The 18,018-nt window shown below is 70.5% G+C and carries 19 protein-coding genes; 4 read left to right on the top strand and 15 right to left on the bottom strand.

Translation table 11 applies throughout. From position 1 onward, the window contains the following. Nucleotides 1-11 precede the first annotated feature (11 nt). From ACFPQ9_RS35475 to ACFPQ9_RS35420, 12 genes are all read right to left on the bottom strand, one after another. On the bottom strand, nucleotides 12-722 hold the full coding sequence (locus ACFPQ9_RS35475) for a hypothetical protein (protein ID WP_380862651.1): 711 nt from the start codon (nucleotides 720-722) through the stop codon (nucleotides 12-14). 24 nt (nucleotides 723-746) lie between these two features. After that, a complete protein-coding gene (locus tag ACFPQ9_RS35470) occupies nucleotides 747-1,277 on the bottom strand; it encodes a hypothetical protein (RefSeq protein ID WP_380862649.1) in 531 nt (176 codons plus the stop codon). Next, nucleotides 1,250-2,527, bottom strand: a complete 1,278-nt coding sequence (locus ACFPQ9_RS35465; RefSeq protein ID WP_380862647.1) for an MCE family protein — start codon at nucleotides 2,525-2,527, stop codon at nucleotides 1,250-1,252. The genes ACFPQ9_RS35470 and ACFPQ9_RS35465 overlap by 28 nt, the downstream gene beginning before the upstream one ends. Then, nucleotides 2,524-3,795, bottom strand: coding sequence for an MCE family protein (locus tag ACFPQ9_RS35460; RefSeq protein ID WP_380862645.1), 1,272 nt, complete (start codon nucleotides 3,793-3,795; stop codon nucleotides 2,524-2,526). The genes ACFPQ9_RS35465 and ACFPQ9_RS35460 overlap by 4 nt, the downstream gene beginning before the upstream one ends. Beyond that, nucleotides 3,792-4,922: an MCE family protein gene (locus ACFPQ9_RS35455; RefSeq protein ID WP_380862643.1), complete on the bottom strand. Its 1,131-nt coding sequence runs from the start codon at nucleotides 4,920-4,922 to the stop codon at nucleotides 3,792-3,794. Before ACFPQ9_RS35455 ends, ACFPQ9_RS35460 begins: the two co-directional genes overlap by 4 nt. Continuing rightward, entirely contained in the window at nucleotides 4,919-5,899 is a 981-nt protein-coding gene (locus tag ACFPQ9_RS35450; RefSeq protein WP_380862683.1) for an MCE family protein, read from the bottom strand. Before ACFPQ9_RS35450 ends, ACFPQ9_RS35455 begins: the two co-directional genes overlap by 4 nt. A gap of 170 nt (nucleotides 5,900-6,069) precedes the next feature. Then, complete coding sequence (locus tag ACFPQ9_RS35445; RefSeq protein WP_380862641.1) at nucleotides 6,070-7,110, bottom strand: MCE family protein; 1,041 nt, start codon at nucleotides 7,108-7,110, stop codon at nucleotides 6,070-6,072. Beyond that, on the bottom strand, nucleotides 7,107-8,348 hold the full coding sequence (locus ACFPQ9_RS35440; protein ID WP_380862639.1) for an MCE family protein: 1,242 nt from the start codon (nucleotides 8,346-8,348) through the stop codon (nucleotides 7,107-7,109). Before ACFPQ9_RS35440 ends, ACFPQ9_RS35445 begins: the two co-directional genes overlap by 4 nt. 8 nt (nucleotides 8,349-8,356) lie before the next feature. Then, entirely contained in the window at nucleotides 8,357-9,172 is an 816-nt protein-coding gene (locus tag ACFPQ9_RS35435; protein WP_380862637.1) for an MlaE family ABC transporter permease, read from the bottom strand. 3 nt (nucleotides 9,173-9,175) lie between these two features. Next, a complete protein-coding gene (locus ACFPQ9_RS35430; protein WP_380862635.1) occupies nucleotides 9,176-9,946 on the bottom strand; it encodes an MlaE family ABC transporter permease in 771 nt (256 codons plus the stop codon). Continuing rightward, nucleotides 9,943-10,890: an ABC transporter ATP-binding protein gene (locus ACFPQ9_RS35425; protein ID WP_380862633.1), complete on the bottom strand. Its 948-nt coding sequence runs from the start codon at nucleotides 10,888-10,890 to the stop codon at nucleotides 9,943-9,945. Before ACFPQ9_RS35425 ends, ACFPQ9_RS35430 begins: the two co-directional genes overlap by 4 nt. Nucleotides 10,891-11,018: 128 nt before the next feature. Continuing rightward, complete coding sequence (locus ACFPQ9_RS35420) at nucleotides 11,019-12,032, bottom strand: RNA polymerase sigma factor (RefSeq protein ID WP_380862631.1); 1,014 nt, start codon at nucleotides 12,030-12,032, stop codon at nucleotides 11,019-11,021. Between the two features lie 409 nt (nucleotides 12,033-12,441). Here ACFPQ9_RS35420 and ACFPQ9_RS35415 point away from each other — a divergent pair, with 409 nt between their 5' ends. Beyond that, nucleotides 12,442-13,953 carry an esterase/lipase family protein gene (locus tag ACFPQ9_RS35415; RefSeq protein ID WP_380862629.1) on the top strand — a complete coding sequence of 504 codons (1,512 nt, stop codon included), beginning with the start codon at nucleotides 12,442-12,444 and terminating at the stop codon, nucleotides 13,951-13,953. A gap of 63 nt (nucleotides 13,954-14,016) precedes the next feature. After that, a complete protein-coding gene (locus tag ACFPQ9_RS35410) occupies nucleotides 14,017-14,262 on the top strand; it encodes a hypothetical protein (protein WP_380862627.1) in 246 nt (81 codons plus the stop codon). A 66-nt stretch (nucleotides 14,263-14,328) separates the two neighbouring features. Here the strand turns inward: ACFPQ9_RS35410 and ACFPQ9_RS35405 are convergent, their stop codons facing one another. Further along, nucleotides 14,329-14,706 carry a MazG-like family protein gene (locus ACFPQ9_RS35405; RefSeq protein ID WP_380862625.1) on the bottom strand — a complete coding sequence of 126 codons (378 nt, stop codon included), beginning with the start codon at nucleotides 14,704-14,706 and terminating at the stop codon, nucleotides 14,329-14,331. A 94-nt stretch (nucleotides 14,707-14,800) separates the two neighbouring features. Next, entirely contained in the window at nucleotides 14,801-15,358 is a 558-nt protein-coding gene (locus ACFPQ9_RS35400; protein WP_380862623.1) for a DoxX family membrane protein, read from the bottom strand. A gap of 133 nt (nucleotides 15,359-15,491) precedes the next feature. Here ACFPQ9_RS35400 and ACFPQ9_RS35395 point away from each other — a divergent pair, with 133 nt between their 5' ends. Further along, the gene (locus ACFPQ9_RS35395; RefSeq protein WP_380862621.1) at nucleotides 15,492-15,818 is read left to right on the top strand and encodes a nuclear transport factor 2 family protein; all 327 of its coding nucleotides are present in this window, start codon (nucleotides 15,492-15,494) and stop codon (nucleotides 15,816-15,818) included. Between the two features lie 80 nt (nucleotides 15,819-15,898). After that, nucleotides 15,899-16,885 carry an aldo/keto reductase gene (locus tag ACFPQ9_RS35390; RefSeq protein ID WP_380862619.1) on the top strand — a complete coding sequence of 329 codons (987 nt, stop codon included), beginning with the start codon at nucleotides 15,899-15,901 and terminating at the stop codon, nucleotides 16,883-16,885. A 254-nt stretch (nucleotides 16,886-17,139) separates the two neighbouring features. On the opposite strand, the gene ACFPQ9_RS35385 is transcribed toward ACFPQ9_RS35390, so the two are convergent. Continuing rightward, nucleotides 17,140-17,904, bottom strand: a complete 765-nt coding sequence (locus ACFPQ9_RS35385; RefSeq protein ID WP_380862617.1) for an SDR family oxidoreductase — start codon at nucleotides 17,902-17,904, stop codon at nucleotides 17,140-17,142. Nucleotides 17,905-18,018: the final 114 nt, after the last annotated feature.

Here is an 18,018-nt window from a genome sequence, read left to right as displayed (position 1 = left end):
TCCGTCGGCCGTCAGAGTGCGTCCACCGCGCTCACCTTCCAGCCTCCGTCCGTCCGCGTCATCGTCATCCGCACCCGGTTCAGGTCCACCCGCGCCCCCGACACCTGCGTGCTCTCGGTGACCTGGTTGACGAAGAGCAGGACCACGACCCGGTCCGGGGAGGCCGAGACGACCGAGGCCGCCGGGGTGCCGCCGGAGGAGGGCGCGGCGACCGTAGCCTTCACCACACCCTTGTACTTCGTGGCCGTCGGGCCGACCACCGTCTTCGTGGTCTTCCCGTACTCGTCGCGGAAGTCGCCGGTCAGATGGGCGCGGGCCTGCTCGAAGTCCTCGTCCAGGTGGCGGTAGTCGTACGACAGGACGACCGGCGCCGCCTTCCGCGCGGCCGCGACCGCCTCGGCGCGTGCGTTCTCCGTCTGGCGTCCGTCCCGGTACTGCCAGCCCAGTACGGCAGTCGCCGCCACGCCGGCCGTCAAGAGGACGCCGAGGACCGCCGTGAGCAGGCGGCGTCGGCGAGGCTGACCCTCAGCGTCCGGCGCGTCCTCCTCGAACGGCTCCGGCGACGGCGACGGCTCCGGCGGGTCCTCCCAGCCGTTCTTCGGGGCTTCGATGAGTACCGTGCGTCCGGCGACGGTGGGGGCCGGGTCCGGTTCGCGGTGGCCGCGTTCCGCTCGCTTGGCCGCCGCGCGAGCGGCCGCTGTCATGGACCGCGTCTTCGTCATGGTCGTACTCCTCAATCTTGCTTGTCAGCCGACGAACTCGACGTCGGACGTCAGCCAGCGGCCGTCCCGGTGGACCAGGTCCAGCTGGAGTCGGTACGTGCGTGCCTCGCCCTTCGGTACCGCCGTGTTGGTCACCTTGCTGTCGGCCACCACCAGGACGCGGGCCGAGGTCGCGTCGTAGCGGACGATGCCCGCCTCCAGGACCTGGCCCTCCGAGACCGACTTGTTCTGGGCCACCAACTCCGTCAGCTGCTTCGTCTGTGCCGCGAACTGCTTCTTGAAGTCGCCGGTCGCGGAGGACAGGACGTTCGCGCTGTCGCGGTCGTAGTGGCGGTAGTCGAGCGAGGTGAAGTTCAGGGCGGACTGGCGGGCCGCGGCCAGGATGTCCTGGCGGCGACCCTCCGCCTCGCGTTGGCCGTGGAGGCCGAGAGCCAACCAGATCGACAGCGCCGTGGTCAGGACGGTCGCCGCGATGAGTCCTGCCGTCAGCAGCCTGGGTCGCCTCAGCCTCAGCCCCAGCCCCAGCCTCATGCCATCGGGCCAACGAGCAGCCATTGCCACGACTCCTTTCCGAACACGGCCTGCTGGCCGCCCGTCGAGCCCATCTCGACGGCACTTCCGTCCGGGCCGGTGGCGGTGCCGGTCTCCGGGTCGTACGGCGTCACATATGCCGCCTGGTCCGCGCCGCCGTAACCGGCAGACGCACCCGGCGCGTTCTGCGCGCCCCTCACCGACGACTCGCTCCCGCGCGGCAGCGTGCAGCGGGCCTGCGTGTTCGGCTCGCGGGTGCTCGTGTCCGCCGGGTCGCGGCGCGGCGTGCCGTAGCCCTGCGTGCAGGCCGGGGGATCGTCGGCGTTCACCACCAGGCCGAAGTGGGTCGTGCCGTCGCCGGGGACGACCGTGTAGCTGCCCGCCACCATCACCGGGAAGGTGACCAGGGCCTGCTCAACGCCGGGCAGCCTCGCCAGCGTCACCTGGCCGCCGCTGATCAGGTTCGCCAGCAGGACCGACAGCTCGGGCCCCGCCGACTTCAGCAGCGAGTTCACCTCCTGCGCCGCCGGGCGAGCATTGCCGATCAGCCTGCGCAGGTCTCCGTCGCTCGCCTTCAACTGGGCCGTCAGCGCGGCCAGATCACCCGCGAAGGACTTGATCGACGAACCCTGGTCCGCCTGGGTCTTCAGGACCTTCCTCGAGTCCTCGATCAGCGCGATCGTCTCCGGGAGCGCCTCCGACGCCGACTCGACCAGCTCGTTTCCCGAGTCCACCAGACGGTTCAGATTCGGGCCGGTTCCGGCGAAGGCCTCGCCCAACTCGTCGATCGTCACCCGGAGGTCTTCCTTGCCCACCGAGTTGACCAGGCGGTCCAGGCTCAGGACCAGGTCCGTCGTCGGCAGTGGTACGCGGGTGTTCCGGCGCGGGATGCTGCTGCCGTCCAGCAAGTACGGGCCACTGGACGTGCGCGGCTGCAGGTCGACGTATTGCTCGCCCACCGCCGAGCGGTTCGCCACGACAGCGAGGGTGTTCGCCGGGATGTGCGGCGCTCCGTCCTCGATGTTCAGGGCCACGGAAACACCCTTGCCGCCCGTCAGGCGCAGGGCGCCCACCCTCCCCACCGGCACCCCGCGGTACGTCACCTCGGCACCGGGGAATACGCCCCCGGAGTCGGGGAAGTCGGCGCGGACCGTGTAGCCGCGGTCCAGGGCCTCGTCCACCAGGCCCGTGTACTCGGCGCCTACGTACGACACACCCATGGCGGTGATCGTGGCGAAGGCCAGCAGCTGGATCTTGACCGTACGGGTGATCACGGCTGAACCCCCTTCAGCATCAGCTCGGCCAGTTCGAGGTTGATCCCTTCCGGCCGGTCGCCGCCGGGCGCATAGCCGGCCGTGCACACCGGCGGGCACAGCAGGTCGCCGCCCCCGGAAGGGGCCGAGGGTGCGCTCGGGCTGCTCGGCAGCGCCGTTGGCGTCGGCACCCCCGGCAGCTCCGGGAGGTCCGGTACGTCCGGCAGGTCGGGGGTCCCGGGCAGCTCGGGTCCCTCCTCCTTGTCCCCGTCCTCGCCACCCCGCTCCTCCGTCAAGTTGCCGTAGATCCCCGCCAGATCGAGGTCCGCCGTGATGTGCAGGTTGACGTAGTCGCCCTTGATCGCGTCCACCACATTGCGCGGGAAGGGGTAAGTCGTCAGCAGCTCCAGGGAGTTGGGCAGGTTGTCACCCGCCTTGTTGAGCTGTTGCAGGATCGGGCGAAGTGCCCTCAGGTTGGCCACAGCGTCGTCGTGCGAGGCGTTCACCACCCTGGTGCCCGTCTTGCCGAGCTTCGACAGGGCCGTCAGCATCCTCGTCAGGTCGCGGCGCTGGTCCGCCAGGACCTTCAGCGCGGGCGGCATCTCCTCCACCGCGTCCGCGATGGTCTCCTTCTCCTTGCCCAGCCGCTTGGCGAGGCGGTCCACGGCCTTCAGCGCCCGGACGATGTCGTCCTTCTGCCTGTCCAGGCCGCCGAGGAACGTGTTCAGCTCCTTCAACAGTGACTTGACCCGGTTCTCCCGGCCCTCCAGCGCCTTGTTCAGCTCCACGGTGATCGTCTTGAGCTGGGCCACTCCGCCGCCGTTGAGCAGGGCGGAGAGTGCGGACAGCACCTCCTCGATCTCCGGGTTTCGGCCGCTGCGGGACAGGGGGATCACATCGCCGTCGCCGAGCCGGCCGACCGGCGCCGTGCCCACGGGCTGTGACAGCGCCACGTACTTCTCGCCGAGCATGCTGGTCTGCCGTAGTTCCGCGATCGCGTTACCGGGCAGCTCGACCGAGTCGGCGACCCGCAGCCGTACGCGCGCGTGCCAGCCGTCCAGCTCGACCTTCTCCACCGCGCCGACCGTGACGTTGTTGACCTTCACCGCCGACTGCGGCACCAGGTCCAGGACGTCGCGGAACTCGACGGTGACTTCGTACGCCTTCCCGTCCGCCGCGGCGCCGCCGGGCAACTGCACGTCGTACAAGCCATTGAACTCGCAGCCGGTCACCAGCAGCGAACCGGCCGCCGCCCACGCGGCCGCGGCACCTCTGCGTCGTACGCTCATGCGCTCGCCCCCAGGATTCCGCCGAGGGTGCGGTCGACCGTGCCGGTGACCGCGCCGCCCTGCGCCGGCACCTCCGGCAGGGAGTCGAAGAGGTCCCTCAGTTCCCGGCAGTCGTTCCGCCCACCCGTCTCTCCGGTCGTCCTGAGGATCGAGCACAGCAGGGACGCCGGGTCCTGCGGCTGGTTGGGGTTGTTGCGGGTGTCGAGGGTGCCGGCCGACGGGTTGTAGGCGTTGTTCAGGTTCGACATCCCGGTCGGCGCCACCTCCAGCAGCTCCTCCAGCGCCGCCCGTTGTGTGACGAGCACCTTGGTCACCTTGCTGAGGCCCTCCACGTTCGAGGTCAGCGACTTCTTGTTCTTCTTCACGAAGGCGGACACGTCGCCGAGTGCCGTTCCGAGGTTCTTCAGGGCGGCCGCCAGGTCTTTCCGCTCGGCCGCCAGCTGCTCGGCGACCTTCGCCAGGCTGCTGTTGAACGACCGCACGCTCTTGTCGTCCGCCGCCAGCGCCGCCGTGAACACCTGGAGGTTGCGGACCGTGCCGAACAGGTCCGTGCGGCCGTCGGAGAGGGTGGTGACCGCCGCCGACAGGTCCTCGACCGTCCGGTGGAGGTTCTTGCCCTGGCCGTCCAGGTTGTCCGCGCTGACACCGAGCAGGCGGGACAGAGCGCCGTCCTTGTTGGCGCCGTCCGGGCCGAGCGCCTCGGCCGTGGTGTGCAGACTGTCGAAGACACGGTCCAGCTCGACGGGTACGGCCGTGCGGGACTCGGGGATCTCGTCGCCGTCCCGCAGTACCGGTCCGCTGCCGCGGTACACCGGGAGCAGTTGTACGTAACGGTCGCTGACCACCGAGGAGTTGATGATCGCCGCCTGTGCGTCCGCCGGGACCTTGCGGCCCGCGTCGTACTCCAGCTCCACCCGCACCCGGCCGCCCTCCGGCGTGATCTGCTTGACCTCGCCGATGCGGACACCGAGGACGCGGACGTCCGAGCCCGGGTAGATGCCGACCGTGCGCGGGAAGTACGCCGTGACCCGGACGGGTTCGGGGCGCGGCCACAGAACGTAGGTGAGCCCGGCGACCAGGACCAGGGCCAGCAGCAGGGCCGCGCGCTTCTTCCAACGGTTGCTCACTGGGCTCCTCCCGTCCGCGGCACGACCGGAGCCGCGACCAGGTTCTGGACGTAGGAGTCGAACCAGCGGCCGTTGCCGAGGGTGTTGGTGAAGACCCGGACGAAGGGCGCGAGGAGCTTGATGCTCCGGTCCAGGCCGGATTGGTTCCGTTCGAGCATCTCCACGACTCGGTTCAGGCCCTTGAGCGCGGGGCCGATCTCCTTGTCGTTGTCCTGGACCAGGCCGGAGAGCTGGATGCCGAGCGCGGCGGAGCTCTTCAGCAGGTTGTGGATCGCCTCGCGCCGCTTGCTGATCTCCTTGAACAGCTTGTCGCCGTCCTTGACCAGGGTGGTGAAGTCCGACGACCGGTCGGCCAATACGTCCGTGACGCCGTTCGCGTGGGCGAGCAGTTCGCGCAGCGCCTTGTCGCGGGACGCCACCGTCCTCGAGATCTGCGACAGGCCCTTGATGGACGCCCGTACCTCTTCCGGCGAGTCCTCGAACGTCGTGGAGATGGTGTCCAGCGCCTTCGCCACACGGTCGGTGTCGACCTTCTCCGTTGTCGTGGTGAGGTCGCTGAAGGCCTGTACGACGTCGTACGCGGGGACCGTGCGCCTGAGCGGTATCTCGCTGCCGGGGGCCAACTGGCCCCGGCCCCTGGGGTGCAGGGCCAGGTACTTCGCGCCGAGGATCGTCTTGACCCGGATCGACGCGCCGGTGTCGGTGCCGAAGGCCGGCTCGCCCTTGATCTTGAAGGTGACCTTGACGTGGTCGCCGTCCAGGTCGACCTCCTTCACCTTGCCGACCTTGACCCCGGCGATCCGCACCTCGTCGCCCGGCTTGAGGCCGCCCGCCTCGGCGAAGGCCGCGCTGTACGTCTCTCCGCCGCCGATCACCGGCAGGCGGTCGGCGTTGAACGCGGCCACCGTCAGCAGCGCGAGGGTGGTGAGGCCGACGGCGCCGATGACGACGGGGTTTCGCTCGCGGAAGGGCCTCAGGCGCGGGCGGCGGATGCGCGGGAGCCGTATGCGGGGCGGCTCCACGCGCACCTTGAACAGCGGCTCCGGGCGGCGCGGGCGCGGCCTGCGGCGCGGCAGAAGCCGTATTCTCGGCAGCTTCGGCGGCTCCACCCGCACCTTGAACAGCGGCTCCGGGCGTTTCTTGCGGCTCATGTCCCACACCTCGCCCTCGCCACATGCAGCTCGGGTGTGAGTACCTGCTCGGACTTCGAGCCGGGAGTCGCCGGGAGCACGATCCGGCCGTCGAAGTCGCACAGGTAGAAGTTGAACCACGAGCCGTAGGACGCCGTCCCCGTCAGCTCGGTGAGCTTGTTCGGCAGCCGCTTCAGGACGCCCTCCACGGTCTTCTCGTTGTCGTTCAGCGTTCCGGTGAGCTCGGTCAGCTCGGCGATGTCGTCCTTGAGCGGCGGGCGCGCGTCCTTCAGCAGGCCCGAGGTGGCCTCCGTCAGATCGCCGATGTTCACCAGCGACGCCCCGATGGGCTTGCGGTCGGCGGACAGGCCCGAGACGACCCGGCGCAGCTGCTTCAGCAGGCCGGAGAAGCGGGTGCCCCGCTTGTCCAGCGTCTCCAGCACGGTGTTGAGGTTGTCGATCACCGAGCCGATCAGCTTGTCCCGGCCGGCCAGCGTCGAGGTCAGCGAGGCCGTGTGCGCGAGCAGGCTGTTGATCGTGCCGCCCTCGCCCTGGAGCGTGCGAATGATCTCCGTCGCGAGCTGGTTGACGTCCTTCGGGCTGAGCGCGGCGAACAGCGGCTTGAAGCCGTTCAGCAGGGCGTTGAGGTCCAACGCGGGCTGCGTGCGGGACAGCGGGATCGTCGCGCCGGGCCGCAGCAGCCGGGTGCCGTCGCCCGCGCCCTCGGTCAGCGCGACGTAGCGCTGCCCGACCAGGTTTCGGTACCGGATGACCGCGCCGGTGGCGGTGAGCAGCGGCCGGTCCCTGCTGACCGTGAAGGTGACCTCGGCCAGCGTCCGGTCCTTGATGCGGATGTCTTCGATCTCGCCGACCCGGACCCCGGCCACCCGGATGTCGTCGCCCTCCTCCAGGCCGGTGACGTCGCTGAACACCGCGCGGTACGTGTGCTCGGGGGTGAAGGAGATGTTCACGATCGTGGCGGCCAGCAGGGCCGTCGCCAGTACGGTCACCACCGCGAAGAGGCTGAACTTGATGAGCGGAGCAGCGGTCTGCCTCATGCCACACTCACCGCCGCTCCGCGTGCCAGCGGCCCGAACAGCAGCGTCGCAACCGGCGGCACCTCGTCGGCGGGCACGCCCAGCACCGGCGCCACGAGCGAACCGACCGCCCGCTGCTCGGCCCGGGTGGCGGAGACCCCGAGCGGGCCGCCCGCCGACGGACCCCCGGACTTCGAGCCGTCGTTGAGGTGGACCCCGGGTGCCGGCACCGGCGGACCCGGCAGATCACGGCAGTTGGGCCCCGACCGCTCGCCGTATCGCGGCTCCTCGCCCGGTTCGTACGCGCCCTGCGGCCGTACGACCTCCAGCGTGATGTGCATTTTGCCGCCCCGGAACGCCTCCTCCGAGGCCCTCTCCTGGCGGACCAGCCCGGCCAGCAGGCACGGGTACTCGGGGGAGTAGCGGGCGAACAGCTCCAGGGTCGGGCGGGACACGCGGCCGACGGTGATCAACCGGTCGCCGTTCACGGCGAGGAAGTCCTCCGTCGTACCCGCCACGGTCGCCGTGCTCTTCAGCGCCGCTGCCAGCCGGTCCTCCTGGTCGACGATCGTGCGGCTGGTGGTGACGGTGTTGCGCAGGATCTCCATCAGATCGGGCGCCGCGTCGCCGTACACCTCGGCGACCTCGGCGAAGCGTGCGATGTCCTCCGTGAGGGACGGCAGATGGGGGTTCAGGCGGCTCAGGTAGGCCTCCAGGCGCGTGAGGTTGTCGCCGATCCGGTCGCCGCGGCCTTCGAGTGCGGTGGCGAGGGCGGAAAGGGTGGCGTTGAGCTTGCCGGGCTGGACGGTTCGCAGGAGGGGCAGCAGGTCGTTCAGCAGGTGCTGCACCTCGATGCCGGCCCGGGTGCGGTCCTGGGTGATGACGTCACCGGCGCGGATCGGGCGTGTGGACGAACGGGCGGGCGGCACCAGGTCGACGTACTTCTCGCCGAACAGCGTCTTGGGCAGCAGCCGCGCCCGCACGTTCGACGGGATGGACCGGACGTGCTCCGGCTTGAGCGCGATGTCGAGCGTCGCCTTCGTCCCGTCCGCCCGTACCTCGCGCACCTCGCCGACCAGCAGCCCGCGCAGCTTGACGTCGGCCCGCGGATCGAGCTGGTTGCCGAGGGTGTCGGCCTCCAGCGTGATCCGTACGACCGGCGTGAACGCCTGCTGATAGACCGCGACCGACAGTCCCAGCAGAGTTGCGAGTACGGCGATGAAGACGACGCCGTACAACCGCAGTCTCAGCACGCGCATGCCCCGGTTCACCCCGCGATCCGTACGGTCGTGTTGGCGCCCCAGATCGCGAGCGACAGGAAGAAGTCCAGGACGTTGATCGCCACGATCGACGTCCGCACCGCGCGGCCGACCGCCACGCCGACGCCCGCCGGGCCGCCGCTCGCGTAGTAGCCGTAGAAGCAGTGGACCAGGATGATCAGGACGGCGAAGACGAGCACCTTGCCGAAGGACCACAGCACGTCGACCGGCGGGAGGTACTGCTGGAAGTAGTGGTCGTAGGTGCCGGCCGACTGCCCGTAGTAGCCGGTGGTGATCGTGCGGGCCGCGAGGTACGACGACAGCAGGCCGATCACATACAGCGGGATGACGGCCACGAACCCGGCGATCATCCTCGTCGTCACCAGGAACGGCAGCGAGGGGACGCCCATGACTTCGAGGGCGTCGGTCTCCTCGCTGATCCGCATCGCGCCGAGCTGTGCCGTGAAACCGGCGCCAACGGTCGCGGACAGCGCGAGCCCGGCCACCAGCGGGGCGATCTCGCGGGTGTTGAAGTACGCGGACAGGAACGCCACGAAGTTGGACGTGCCGAGCTGGTTGAGGGCCGCGTAGCCCTGGAGGCCCACCTCGGTGCCGGTGAAGAAGGACAGGAAGGCGATCACGCCGACCGTGCCGCCCACCACCGCCAGCGCGCCGCGGCCGAAGCTCACCTCGGCGAGCAGCCGCAGGATCTCCTTCTTGTAGCGGCGCAGGGTGCGGCCCGTCCAGGCCAACGAGCGGCCGTAGAAGGAGAGTTGGGTGCCCAGTTCCTCGAGTGAGCGCAAAGGGCGTTGCAGCAGTCTCATCGGCTAACCCCTCTGCGGGACGACCTGGAAGTACACCGCGGTCATCACGAAGTTCGTCACGAACAGCAACATGAAGGTGATCACCACCGACTGGTTCACCGCGTCGCCCACGCCCTTCGGGCCGCCTTTCGCCGTGAGTCCCTTGTACGAGGCGACGATCGCGGCGATCGCGCCGAAGACGAGTGCCTTGAGCTCGGCCGCCCACAGGTCGGAGAGCTGGGCGAGGGTGGTGAAGGAGGCGAGGTAGGCGCCCGGAGTGCCGTTCTGCAGGACGACGTTGAAGAAGTAGCCGCCCGCCACCCCGACCACCGACACCAGGCCGTTGAGCAGCACCGCCACCAGCATCGACGCCAGCACGCGGGGGACGACGAGGCGGTGGATGGGGTCGATGCCCAGCACCTGCATCGCGTCGATCTCGTCGCGGATCTTCCGTGCCCCGAGGTCGGCGCAGATCGCCGTGCCGCCCGCGCCCGCGATGAGCAGCGCGGTGACGATCGGCGAGGCCTCGCGCAGCACGGCCAGCACGGAGGCGGCGCCCGAGAAGGACTGGGCGCCGAGCTGGCGGGTCAGGCTGCCGATCTGCAGCGCGATGACCGCGCCGAAGGGGATGGAGACGAGGGCGGTGGGCAGGATGGTGACGCTTGCGACGAACCACGCCTGCTGGATGAACTCCCTTGCCTGGAAAGGCCGTCGGGGGATGGTGCGGACGACGTCCAGCGCCATCGCGAACAGGCTCCCCGAGTGCCGCAGCGCTCCGATCGGTGACAGGCTCATGCGCCGGTCACCTCCTTCTGGTGCAGTGCGGCCTCGCGCCGGGCGATCGCCTCCCAGCGGGGCGGGCGCGGAATGCCGGGACCCGGCAGCAGGCGGGGAGTCATGGCCTGACTGCCGGGAGACTGGGTGCTGCCCTCGCCGTCGCCCAGCGCCGCGAGCTCCTGCTCGACCTGCGCCGCGTCCTTCTCCTCCGCCATGCCGATCGGGCCCTGCATCCGGCCGTTCAGGAACTGCCGTACGACCGGCTCGTCGCTGGTCAGCAGCTCCTCGCGGGGACCGAACATGACCAGTTCGCGGCGGAACAGCAGCCCGATGTTGTCCGGGACCTGGCGGGCCGAGGCGATGTCGTGCGTCACGATCAGGAAGGTCGCGTCGATCTGGGCGTTGAGGTCGACGATGAGCTGATTGAGATACGCGACGCGTACGGGGTCGAGGCCCGAGTCCGGCTCGTCGAAGAGGATGATCTCCGGGTCGAGGACGAGGGCCCGGGCCAGCCCGGCCCGCTTGCGCATGCCTCCCGAGATCTCGCCGGGCAGCTTCCCCTCGGCGCCGATCAGGCCGACCATGTCCATCTTCTCCAGCACGATGCGCCGGATGTCGCTCTCGGACTTGCGGGTGTGCTCGCGCAGCGGGAAGGCGATGTTGTCGTACAGGTTCATCGAGCCGAACAGCGCGCCGTCCTGGAACAGCACGCCGAAGAGCTTCCGCACCTCGTACAGGTCGTGCTCACGGAGCTTGGTGATGTCCCGGCCGGCGACCTTCACCGACCCCCGCTCCGGCTTCAGCAGTCCGACGAGCGTCTTGAGGAACACCGACTTGCCCGTGCCCGAGGGGCCGAGCATGACCGAGACCTCCCCGGCGGGCAGCGTCAGCGAGACGTCCTGCCAGATGACCTGGTGACCGAAGGACTTGGTCAGCCCTTCCACACAGATCTCGACACCCATCCGGTCCCACCCTTCGCCCGTGCCCGTGGAGCAGCTCTGACATCTGCTCTACGGGGAGGGGGCGGGCGTCCGTCGTTTTCGTGGCGGATTTTTTTCGGGCGGGTTTCGGGTGGGGGGTTTGCAAGGGTTTACGGCAGCGGGGTCGCCGTCGGGAGGGGGAGCGAGGCGGACGGTACGCCCGAGGGCTCGACCGGCAGGTCGGGTGTCTCGGGCAGTTCCGGCAGCTCCGTAACCTGCGCGACCTCCGGCGCGGACAGCACCGGCAGCGGCGACACCGGGACCTCGGGAACCGACGGCTCCGGCAGCGGCGGCAGGGGCGGCACGGACAGCGGAAGGATCGATTCGCCGGACCGCGACTCGACCGCCTTCCGCTCTGCCGCCGTGGCCGCGGGGGCGTTCCCCTGAGGCGTACGGCCCTCTCCGGCCCCGTCCGGCCGCAGCGTCTCGGCGCCCGGTGTGGCGGCGGCCGGCCGAGGCGCCGTACCGCCTCCGTCGCCGCCCCCGTCGAGCGTGTACGGCATGACGAACCCCGCCACCGCCAAGGTCGCCGCTGTCCCGGCCACCGCCGCGGCCTGCACCTTGCCGCCGCCGCGCGGCCGCCCCCACCCGATGACGAACAGGACGGACCCGAGCGTCGCGGCCAGCGACTGCCGCAGCGTCCGCCGCGCCCGCGCCAGCAGCGACTCGACGGTCCGGTAACTGAGGCCCATCCGGACGGCGACCTGTCCGACGTCGAGGTCCTGCGACTTCAGCCGCAGCGCCTCGGCCTGCCGCGCGGGCAGCTCGCCGCTGCGCACCGCCAGCCACTTCGCCTCGGCCCGGTCGCACACCGCCTCCTCGACGGGCACGGGACCGGGCGCGACGAGGGTCGGGCTGGTGCGCACCTCGGCCTCACGGTTCACCTGCCGGTAGCGGTCGACGCACAGCCGCATCGTGACCGTCGTCAGCCAGGCCGCGAGCCGCTCGTCGTCCAGGTCGGGACGCTCGGCGGCGCGCAGCATCGCCTCGTGCACCGCGTCCTCGGCGTCCTCGGCACTCATCGACCTGCGCCGGGCCACCTTGAGCAGCTGCTCGCGGTGGCTCCACATGTGCTGCCAACGGTCGTGGGAGTCTTCCGTCTCCGCAGGCATGTCCGTCGCCATGAGGGCCCCTTCGCGCTCACCCACCGGTGTCGTTCCGACCGGCGGGGCGCGACATTACCGCCCAGTATCGGCTGTTGTGGAGGGGGCGGCGGGCATCGAGTCCGCGCTGTTACTGGTCAGCGGGCCGCCGCTGGGCAGCAGGTCTTCGCCGGGGACCTCGATGTCCGGTTCGGGGAGGGGGAGTTGCGGTTCCTCCGTCTCGCCGGGTTCGGTGGCCGGCCGTGATGCGGTCGGGGCCGGTGAGGCATCGGGGGGTCGGTGTACGGGGCGGTGCGTCCGTCGCGCGGTTTTCCGCACCTGTCGCTACGGCGGGTGCCGGATATCACCGTTTCGGGCTATTCCTGGAGGCCGGACCTCCGGGGTTCCTCTACTCAGGAGAAGTGGACCCCGGTGCTCTCGGAGGCAAGGCGTGGACAACAACCGCAGACTTCCCCTCGTCTACGTCCGAGGCTTCGCCGGCGGGACCGGTGGGATCAACAAAGCCGTCGACGACCCCTTCTACGGCTTCAACGAAGGCTCCGTCCACGTCCGTGTCGGTGCCCACAACCAACCCCTCTTCCACCAGTTCGAGAGCCCCCTGCTGCGCCTGCTCCGGGAAGAGGGGTACGAGCTGCTCGTGAAGGGGGATCAGGCCGCCTACCTCGCCCGGCACGCGGAGATTCCCGCCAACACCATCTGGATCCACCGGTTCTACGACCGGTCCGCGACCACCTGGGGCGGCAGCCCCCAGGAGTACCGGCTGGAGCACGCCGCCGCCGACCTGCTCGATCTGATCGACCGGCTCCGGGAGAAGACCGGCGCGCCGGCCGTCCACCTCGTGGCGCACTCGATGGGCGGGCTCATCTGCCGGTGCCTGCTGCAGAAGATCCTGCCCGACCGGGGCCGCGCCGCCGCCGACTGTGTCGCGAAGTTCTTCACCTACGGCACCCCGCACGGCGGCATCACCTTCGACCTCGGCGGCGGACTGCTGGAGCGGATCCGGGACAAGGTCGGCATCCAGGGTGCGGACATCTTCGGGCCCCGGCGGATGTACGAGTTCCTCACTCCGCAGGCCCTGACCGACCCCGACGGGCCGCCCGACGGCTGGGACGCCCGCCCGATGCCCGAGGGGCCGGGGACCCTGCCGCTGGAGCGCGTCTTCTGCCTCGTCGGCACCAACCCGACGGACTACGACGTCGCCCTCGGTCTGTCGTCCGCCGCCGTCGGACCGCACAGCGACGGACTCGTGCAGATCGAGCGGGCGTATGTGCCGGGCGCCCACCGGGCCTACGTGCACCGCAGTCACAGCGGGCGCTACGGCATGGTCAACTCCGAGGAGGGCTACCAGAACCTGCGGCGGTTCCTGTTCGGGGACACCCGGGTCGAGGCCTCGCTGGTCGGCCACCGGCTGTCCGGCGACGACGACCTGGTCTGGCAGGCCGAGACCCGGCTCTCGGTGCGCGGGCTGCCCGTCCCGATGCACGAACGGTTCGCGGCCCACTGGAGCCCGATCCAGCTCGACCCACGCCCGGACGGGCAGGAGACGCCGGTGCCGCTGGCGACCACGTTCCTCAACAGCGGTCTGCGGGCCGCCGAGGGCGAGCCCATGCGGTTCACGCTCGATCTACGGCTGATCTCGCTGCGCGAGGAGGGCGGCATCCTGAACCTCTTCGACCATCTGGAGCAGTCCGCCGACTTCGCCGACACGCTGGTCATCGACGTGGGCACCCCCGAGGGCGATCCCGACGTCCAGGGGATCCGGGCCGCCTGGAACTCGGAGATCGAGGGCGCCATCCGCGACCACAGCGCGGCCGCCACGCCTCGCGCCGACGAGGACCCCGCCCCCGACCGCTGGGTCGCCCACATCCCGCTGCCGGCCGTCTCCGCCCCGCTCGTCGGCCCCGACGCGAGGATCCGGCTCGTCGCCACGCCCTGGACCTGAGCGAGGTGGCCGGACCCGGTCGGCGTTCACTTGCCTCAGGCAACCCGCCGGTACAGTGGCCGTATGCCGAAGCCGCCGTCGACCGACGCGGTCCCGGCGATACCTGACGTCCTGCTCGTCGTCGGTGAGCCACGCACCTCCGAGCCGCTCTCCGCCCTGCCGCGTGCGGAACCCGCCCTCTTCGCCCAGGGGATGCCGGGGATGGCTCGGCGGTTCGCGGGGCTGCCGGTCACGCCGGACGGGGAACTGCTGCTGTCGGGGAACGGGGAGGGGACGGTGTTGCGGCTGACCCCAAGGGCTCCGCTGTGAGTGCCGCGATCTGTCGTAGGTCGTCTGCGGCGTCGTCGCGGCTGGTCGCGCAGTTCCCCGCGCCCCTCACGGGGCGCTGTCCGCACCGTCCTTCGTCAGAGCCGTTCCCAAGGACCGCTTCGTCACCCGCTCCAGATGCCGGGCGAACACCTCACGTGTGTCCGGCGTCAGAGTCCGCAGGGCGACCAGTGCCGTGATCACCACGTCGCACAGTTCGCCCTGTACGTCCTCCCACGTGTGGGTGACCCCCTTGCGCGGGTTCTGGCCGGTCGCTCCGATGACCGCCTCGGCGACCTCGCCCACCTCCTCCGACAGTTTCAGGATGCGCAGCAGCACGCCCTCGCGGCCGTCGACCGGCTGGTCGGTGTCGAGCCAGGTCAACAGGGCGTCGATGGAGGTCCACAGGTCGGCGGTCGTCTCGGAGGGCATGGCCTGATCAGTCATGCGGGCAGCTTGGCACAGGGACCGCGACCCGATCGGACGAGCCCGCTCACTCTTCGAACAACGGCTCCCGTCACTCCTCGAACCACGGCTCCCGTCACTCCTCGAACAACGGCTCCTGCCCGTCGAACCGCTCATCCTTCTCCGGGCGGTCGAGTCTGCGTTGCCGCGCTCCCACCACCAGCGCCGTGACCGCGGCCGTCGCGGCCAGTGCCGTGGGGACCATCCAGCCGCGGTCGAAGAGATGGCCCATGGTGTGGTCGAGGGAGAGCCGGCCGGGGCCCGTGACGGCGAGGCCGGCCGCGGCCAGGCCCAGGGTCGCCGCGGTCTCGTAGCCGCCCTCCTGGGCGAAGAAGCCGTTCGGGGCGTGCACCGCGGACGCCCCCGCCATGCCGCCGGCCGCCGCGGCGCCCGCGAGCGGGGTGGCCAGGCCCAGCGCCAGCAGCGTGCCGCCACCGGCCTCGGCGAGCCCCGCCGCCGTGGCGCTCGCCTTGCCCGGCCGATAGCCGACCGACTCCATGAACTGGCCGGTCCCCTCGATGCCGTGCCCGCCGAACCAGCCGAACAGCTTCTGCGTGCCGTGCGCGGCCAGCACCCCGCCGGCACCCAGCCGGAGCAACAGCAGGCCCAGATCACGTCGGTCGTATGCACTCACAGTGACTCCCGGAGCAGACAGCAGGGACAGATCCCCTCCCGCCTCTCCACCGTCGCACCGGAGGCACCCGACCGGCCTGCCTTCGCCGCCGTTCGGGTGGCGGGCCGCGGAGCGCGGTGTGACGCTGACCGGTATGACGATTCAGACGTCCAGACTCACCGACCCCACCGTCCGTGCCTTCGTCACCGCCGTCAACGCCCACGACCGCGAGGGCTTCATGAGCATCCTCGCGCCCGGCGCGACCATGGCGGACGACGGCAGCGACCGCGACCTCGCCGACTGGATCGACCGGGAGATCTTCTCCTCGAACGGTCACATGGAGGTCGACAACGAGTCGAACAACGGCCGCGACCTCCTCGCCAGCTACCGCAACGACACCTACGGCGAGATGCGCACCCACTGGCACTTCGAGGTCGAGGAGGACGGCCGGATCTCCCGCTTCGAGACCGGTCAGGCGTAACCAGTCAGGTGTAACCGGTTTCGGGAGTCGCGCCCGGGGGCTTGCCTTCGTGTGCGCTCCAACTCCTAACGTCCCACCTCATGGAGACCAAGAGGACTTTGGGACATACCGGTATCGGGGTAAGCGCTCTCGGCTTCGGCTGCTGGGCCATCGGTGGTGAGTGGCAGTCCGTCGACGGGCAGCCCCTGGGCTGGGGCAAGGTCGACGACGAGGAGTCGGTACGGGCGATCCGGCGCGCCCTCGACCTGGGCGTCACCTTCTTCGACACCGCCGACACCTACGGCGCCGGGCACAGCGAGCGTGTCCTCGGCCGTGCCCTCGGCAAGCGCCGCGCCGACGTCGTCGTCGCCACCAAGTGGGGCAACGTCTTCGACGAGGAGACCCGCACCCTCACCGGCGCGGACGACTCCCCGGAGTACGCCCGCCGCGCGCTGACTGCCTCCCTGAAGCGCCTGGACACCGACCACATCGACCTCTACCAGCTGCATCTGTCGGACGCGGACCCGGCGCGCGCCGCCGAACTGCGCGATCTCTGCGAGGAGTTCGTGCGCGAGGGGCTGATCCGCGGCTACGCGTGGAGCACCGACGACCCCGCCCGCGCCGCCGTCTTCGCGCGCGGCGAGCACTGTGCGGCCGTACAGCACATGGCGAACGTGCTCCAGGACGCGCCCGAGATGTTCGCGCTGTGCGAGGAGCTGGGGCTGGCCAGTGTCAACCGCAGCCCGCTGGCGATGGGTCTGCTGACCGGCAGGCGCCGCAGCGGGCAGGCGCTGGAGGCCGGGGACATCCGCAGCCGGCCGCCCGAGTGGCTGAAGGGCTTCGAGGACGGGTCGGGTGCCGATCCGCGGTGGCTGGCCCGCGTCGACGCGCTGAAGGACGTCCTCACCAGTGACGGCCGTACGCCCGGTCAGGGCGCCCTCGCCTGGCTGTGGGCCCGCAGCCCGCGCACCGTGCCGATCCCGGGGTTCCGTTCCGTCGCCCAGGCCGAGCAGAACGCGGGTGCCCTGGAGATGGGGGCGCTCACGCCGGGGCAGGTGGCGGAGATCGACCGGATCCTGGGCCGCTGAGCGCCGCCTACTGAACGCACGGCAGCCGTTCCACGCACCGGTGCGTATCCCGCGGTCCCGCGCGAGATCCACCCCCACCCGGTGTCGTGGAACGGCTGCCGTCCCCCCTCGGTTTGGTCCGCGGAAGCTCCCTGCTCCAAATGTGAAGCTCTGGTGCAGGTGAACTTGAGCATAAGTCGCCTACCGGCGCCGACGCAGCGGAACTTCATATTCCGATTGTGCAAGTTGTGGAGGCAACTACCGGCCGTCCGATCTCAGCCACGCCCCACGTACGGCATCGCCGTCGCCAGTACGGTCGCGAACTGCACGTTCGCCTCCAGCGGCAGCTCCGCCATGTGCCGCACGGTCCGCGCCACGTCGGCGACGTCCATCACGGGCTCGGGTGCCACCGACCCGTTCGCCTGCAGCGCGCCGGTCTGCATGCGCGCCGTCATGTCGGTGGCCGCGTTGCCGATGTCGATCTGGCCGACGGCGATGTCGTACGGCCGCCCGTCCAGCGAGAGCGCCTTCGTCAGGCCGGTCAGCGCGTGCTTGGTCGCCGTGTAGGCCACCGAGTGCGGGCGGGGCGCGTGCGCGGAGATCGAGCCGTTGTTGATGATCCGGCCGCCGCGCGGGTCCTGCTCCTTCATCTGGCGGTACGCGGCCTGCGCGCACAGGAACGCCCCGTTGAGGTTGGTGTCCACCACATGCCGCCAGGCGTCGTAGGGCAGCTCCTCCACCGGCACCCCGCCGGGTCCGAACGTCCCCGCGTTGTTGAACAGCAGGTCGACCCGCCCGAACCGTTCGACGGTGGCGCTGAACAGCCCCGCCACGTCCTCCTGGCGCGAGACATCGGTCCGTACGGCGATCGCGGGCCCCTCCGGCACCAGCCCCGCCGTCTCCTCCAGCGTCTCCATCCGTCGCCCCGCCAGCGCCACCGACCAGCCCGCGCGCAGCAGTTCCGCCGCGACCGCCCGGCCGATGCCGGAGCCGGCGCCGGTCACCACGGCGATCCTCGTGTCCGTTTGCCTGTTCGTCATGGGCTCGCAGCGTAGGCGACGGTCCGCCATTCGGAACTCATCTGTCTGCCATCCGGGTGTTGTGTACGCGCCAAGCTGGTGTCGTCACCGGCCACTCCAATGCCTCGTGCATCC

This window comes from Streptomyces coerulescens, from assembly GCF_042657965.1.
Taxonomy (GTDB): Bacteria; Actinomycetota; Actinomycetes; order Streptomycetales; family Streptomycetaceae; genus Streptomyces; species Streptomyces coerulescens.
The sequence above is the reverse complement of the archived record's forward strand: the minus strand, read 5'-3'. Positions and strand labels throughout refer to the sequence as shown.

Excerpts from the sequence above, each read along its gene's own strand:
- ACFPQ9_RS35410 (WP_380862627.1), top strand. The coding sequence starts at position 14,017 with ATGCCGAAGCCGCCGTCGACCGACGCGGTCCCGGCGATACCTGACGTC.
- ACFPQ9_RS35430 (WP_380862635.1), bottom strand. The coding sequence starts at position 9,946 with ATGAGCCTGTCACCGATCGGAGCGCTGCGGCACTCGGGGAGCCTGTTC.
- ACFPQ9_RS35395 (WP_380862621.1), top strand. The coding sequence starts at position 15,492 with ATGACGATTCAGACGTCCAGACTCACCGACCCCACCGTCCGTGCCTTC.
- ACFPQ9_RS35470 (WP_380862649.1), bottom strand. The coding sequence starts at position 1,277 with ATGGCTGCTCGTTGGCCCGATGGCATGAGGCTGGGGCTGGGGCTGAGG.
- ACFPQ9_RS35475 (WP_380862651.1), bottom strand. The coding sequence starts at position 722 with ATGACGAAGACGCGGTCCATGACAGCGGCCGCTCGCGCGGCGGCCAAG.
- ACFPQ9_RS35405 (WP_380862625.1), bottom strand. The coding sequence starts at position 14,706 with ATGACTGATCAGGCCATGCCCTCCGAGACGACCGCCGACCTGTGGACC.
- ACFPQ9_RS35440 (WP_380862639.1), bottom strand. The coding sequence starts at position 8,348 with ATGCGCGTGCTGAGACTGCGGTTGTACGGCGTCGTCTTCATCGCCGTA.
- ACFPQ9_RS35435 (WP_380862637.1), bottom strand. The coding sequence starts at position 9,172 with ATGAGACTGCTGCAACGCCCTTTGCGCTCACTCGAGGAACTGGGCACC.
- ACFPQ9_RS35390 (WP_380862619.1), top strand. The coding sequence starts at position 15,899 with ATGGAGACCAAGAGGACTTTGGGACATACCGGTATCGGGGTAAGCGCT.
- ACFPQ9_RS35445 (WP_380862641.1), bottom strand. The coding sequence starts at position 7,110 with ATGAGGCAGACCGCTGCTCCGCTCATCAAGTTCAGCCTCTTCGCGGTG.
- ACFPQ9_RS35420 (WP_380862631.1), bottom strand. The coding sequence starts at position 12,032 with ATGGCGACGGACATGCCTGCGGAGACGGAAGACTCCCACGACCGTTGG.
- ACFPQ9_RS35425 (WP_380862633.1), bottom strand. The coding sequence starts at position 10,890 with ATGGGTGTCGAGATCTGTGTGGAAGGGCTGACCAAGTCCTTCGGTCAC.
- ACFPQ9_RS35460 (WP_380862645.1), bottom strand. The coding sequence starts at position 3,795 with ATGAGCGTACGACGCAGAGGTGCCGCGGCCGCGTGGGCGGCGGCCGGT.
- ACFPQ9_RS35385 (WP_380862617.1), bottom strand. The coding sequence starts at position 17,904 with ATGACGAACAGGCAAACGGACACGAGGATCGCCGTGGTGACCGGCGCC.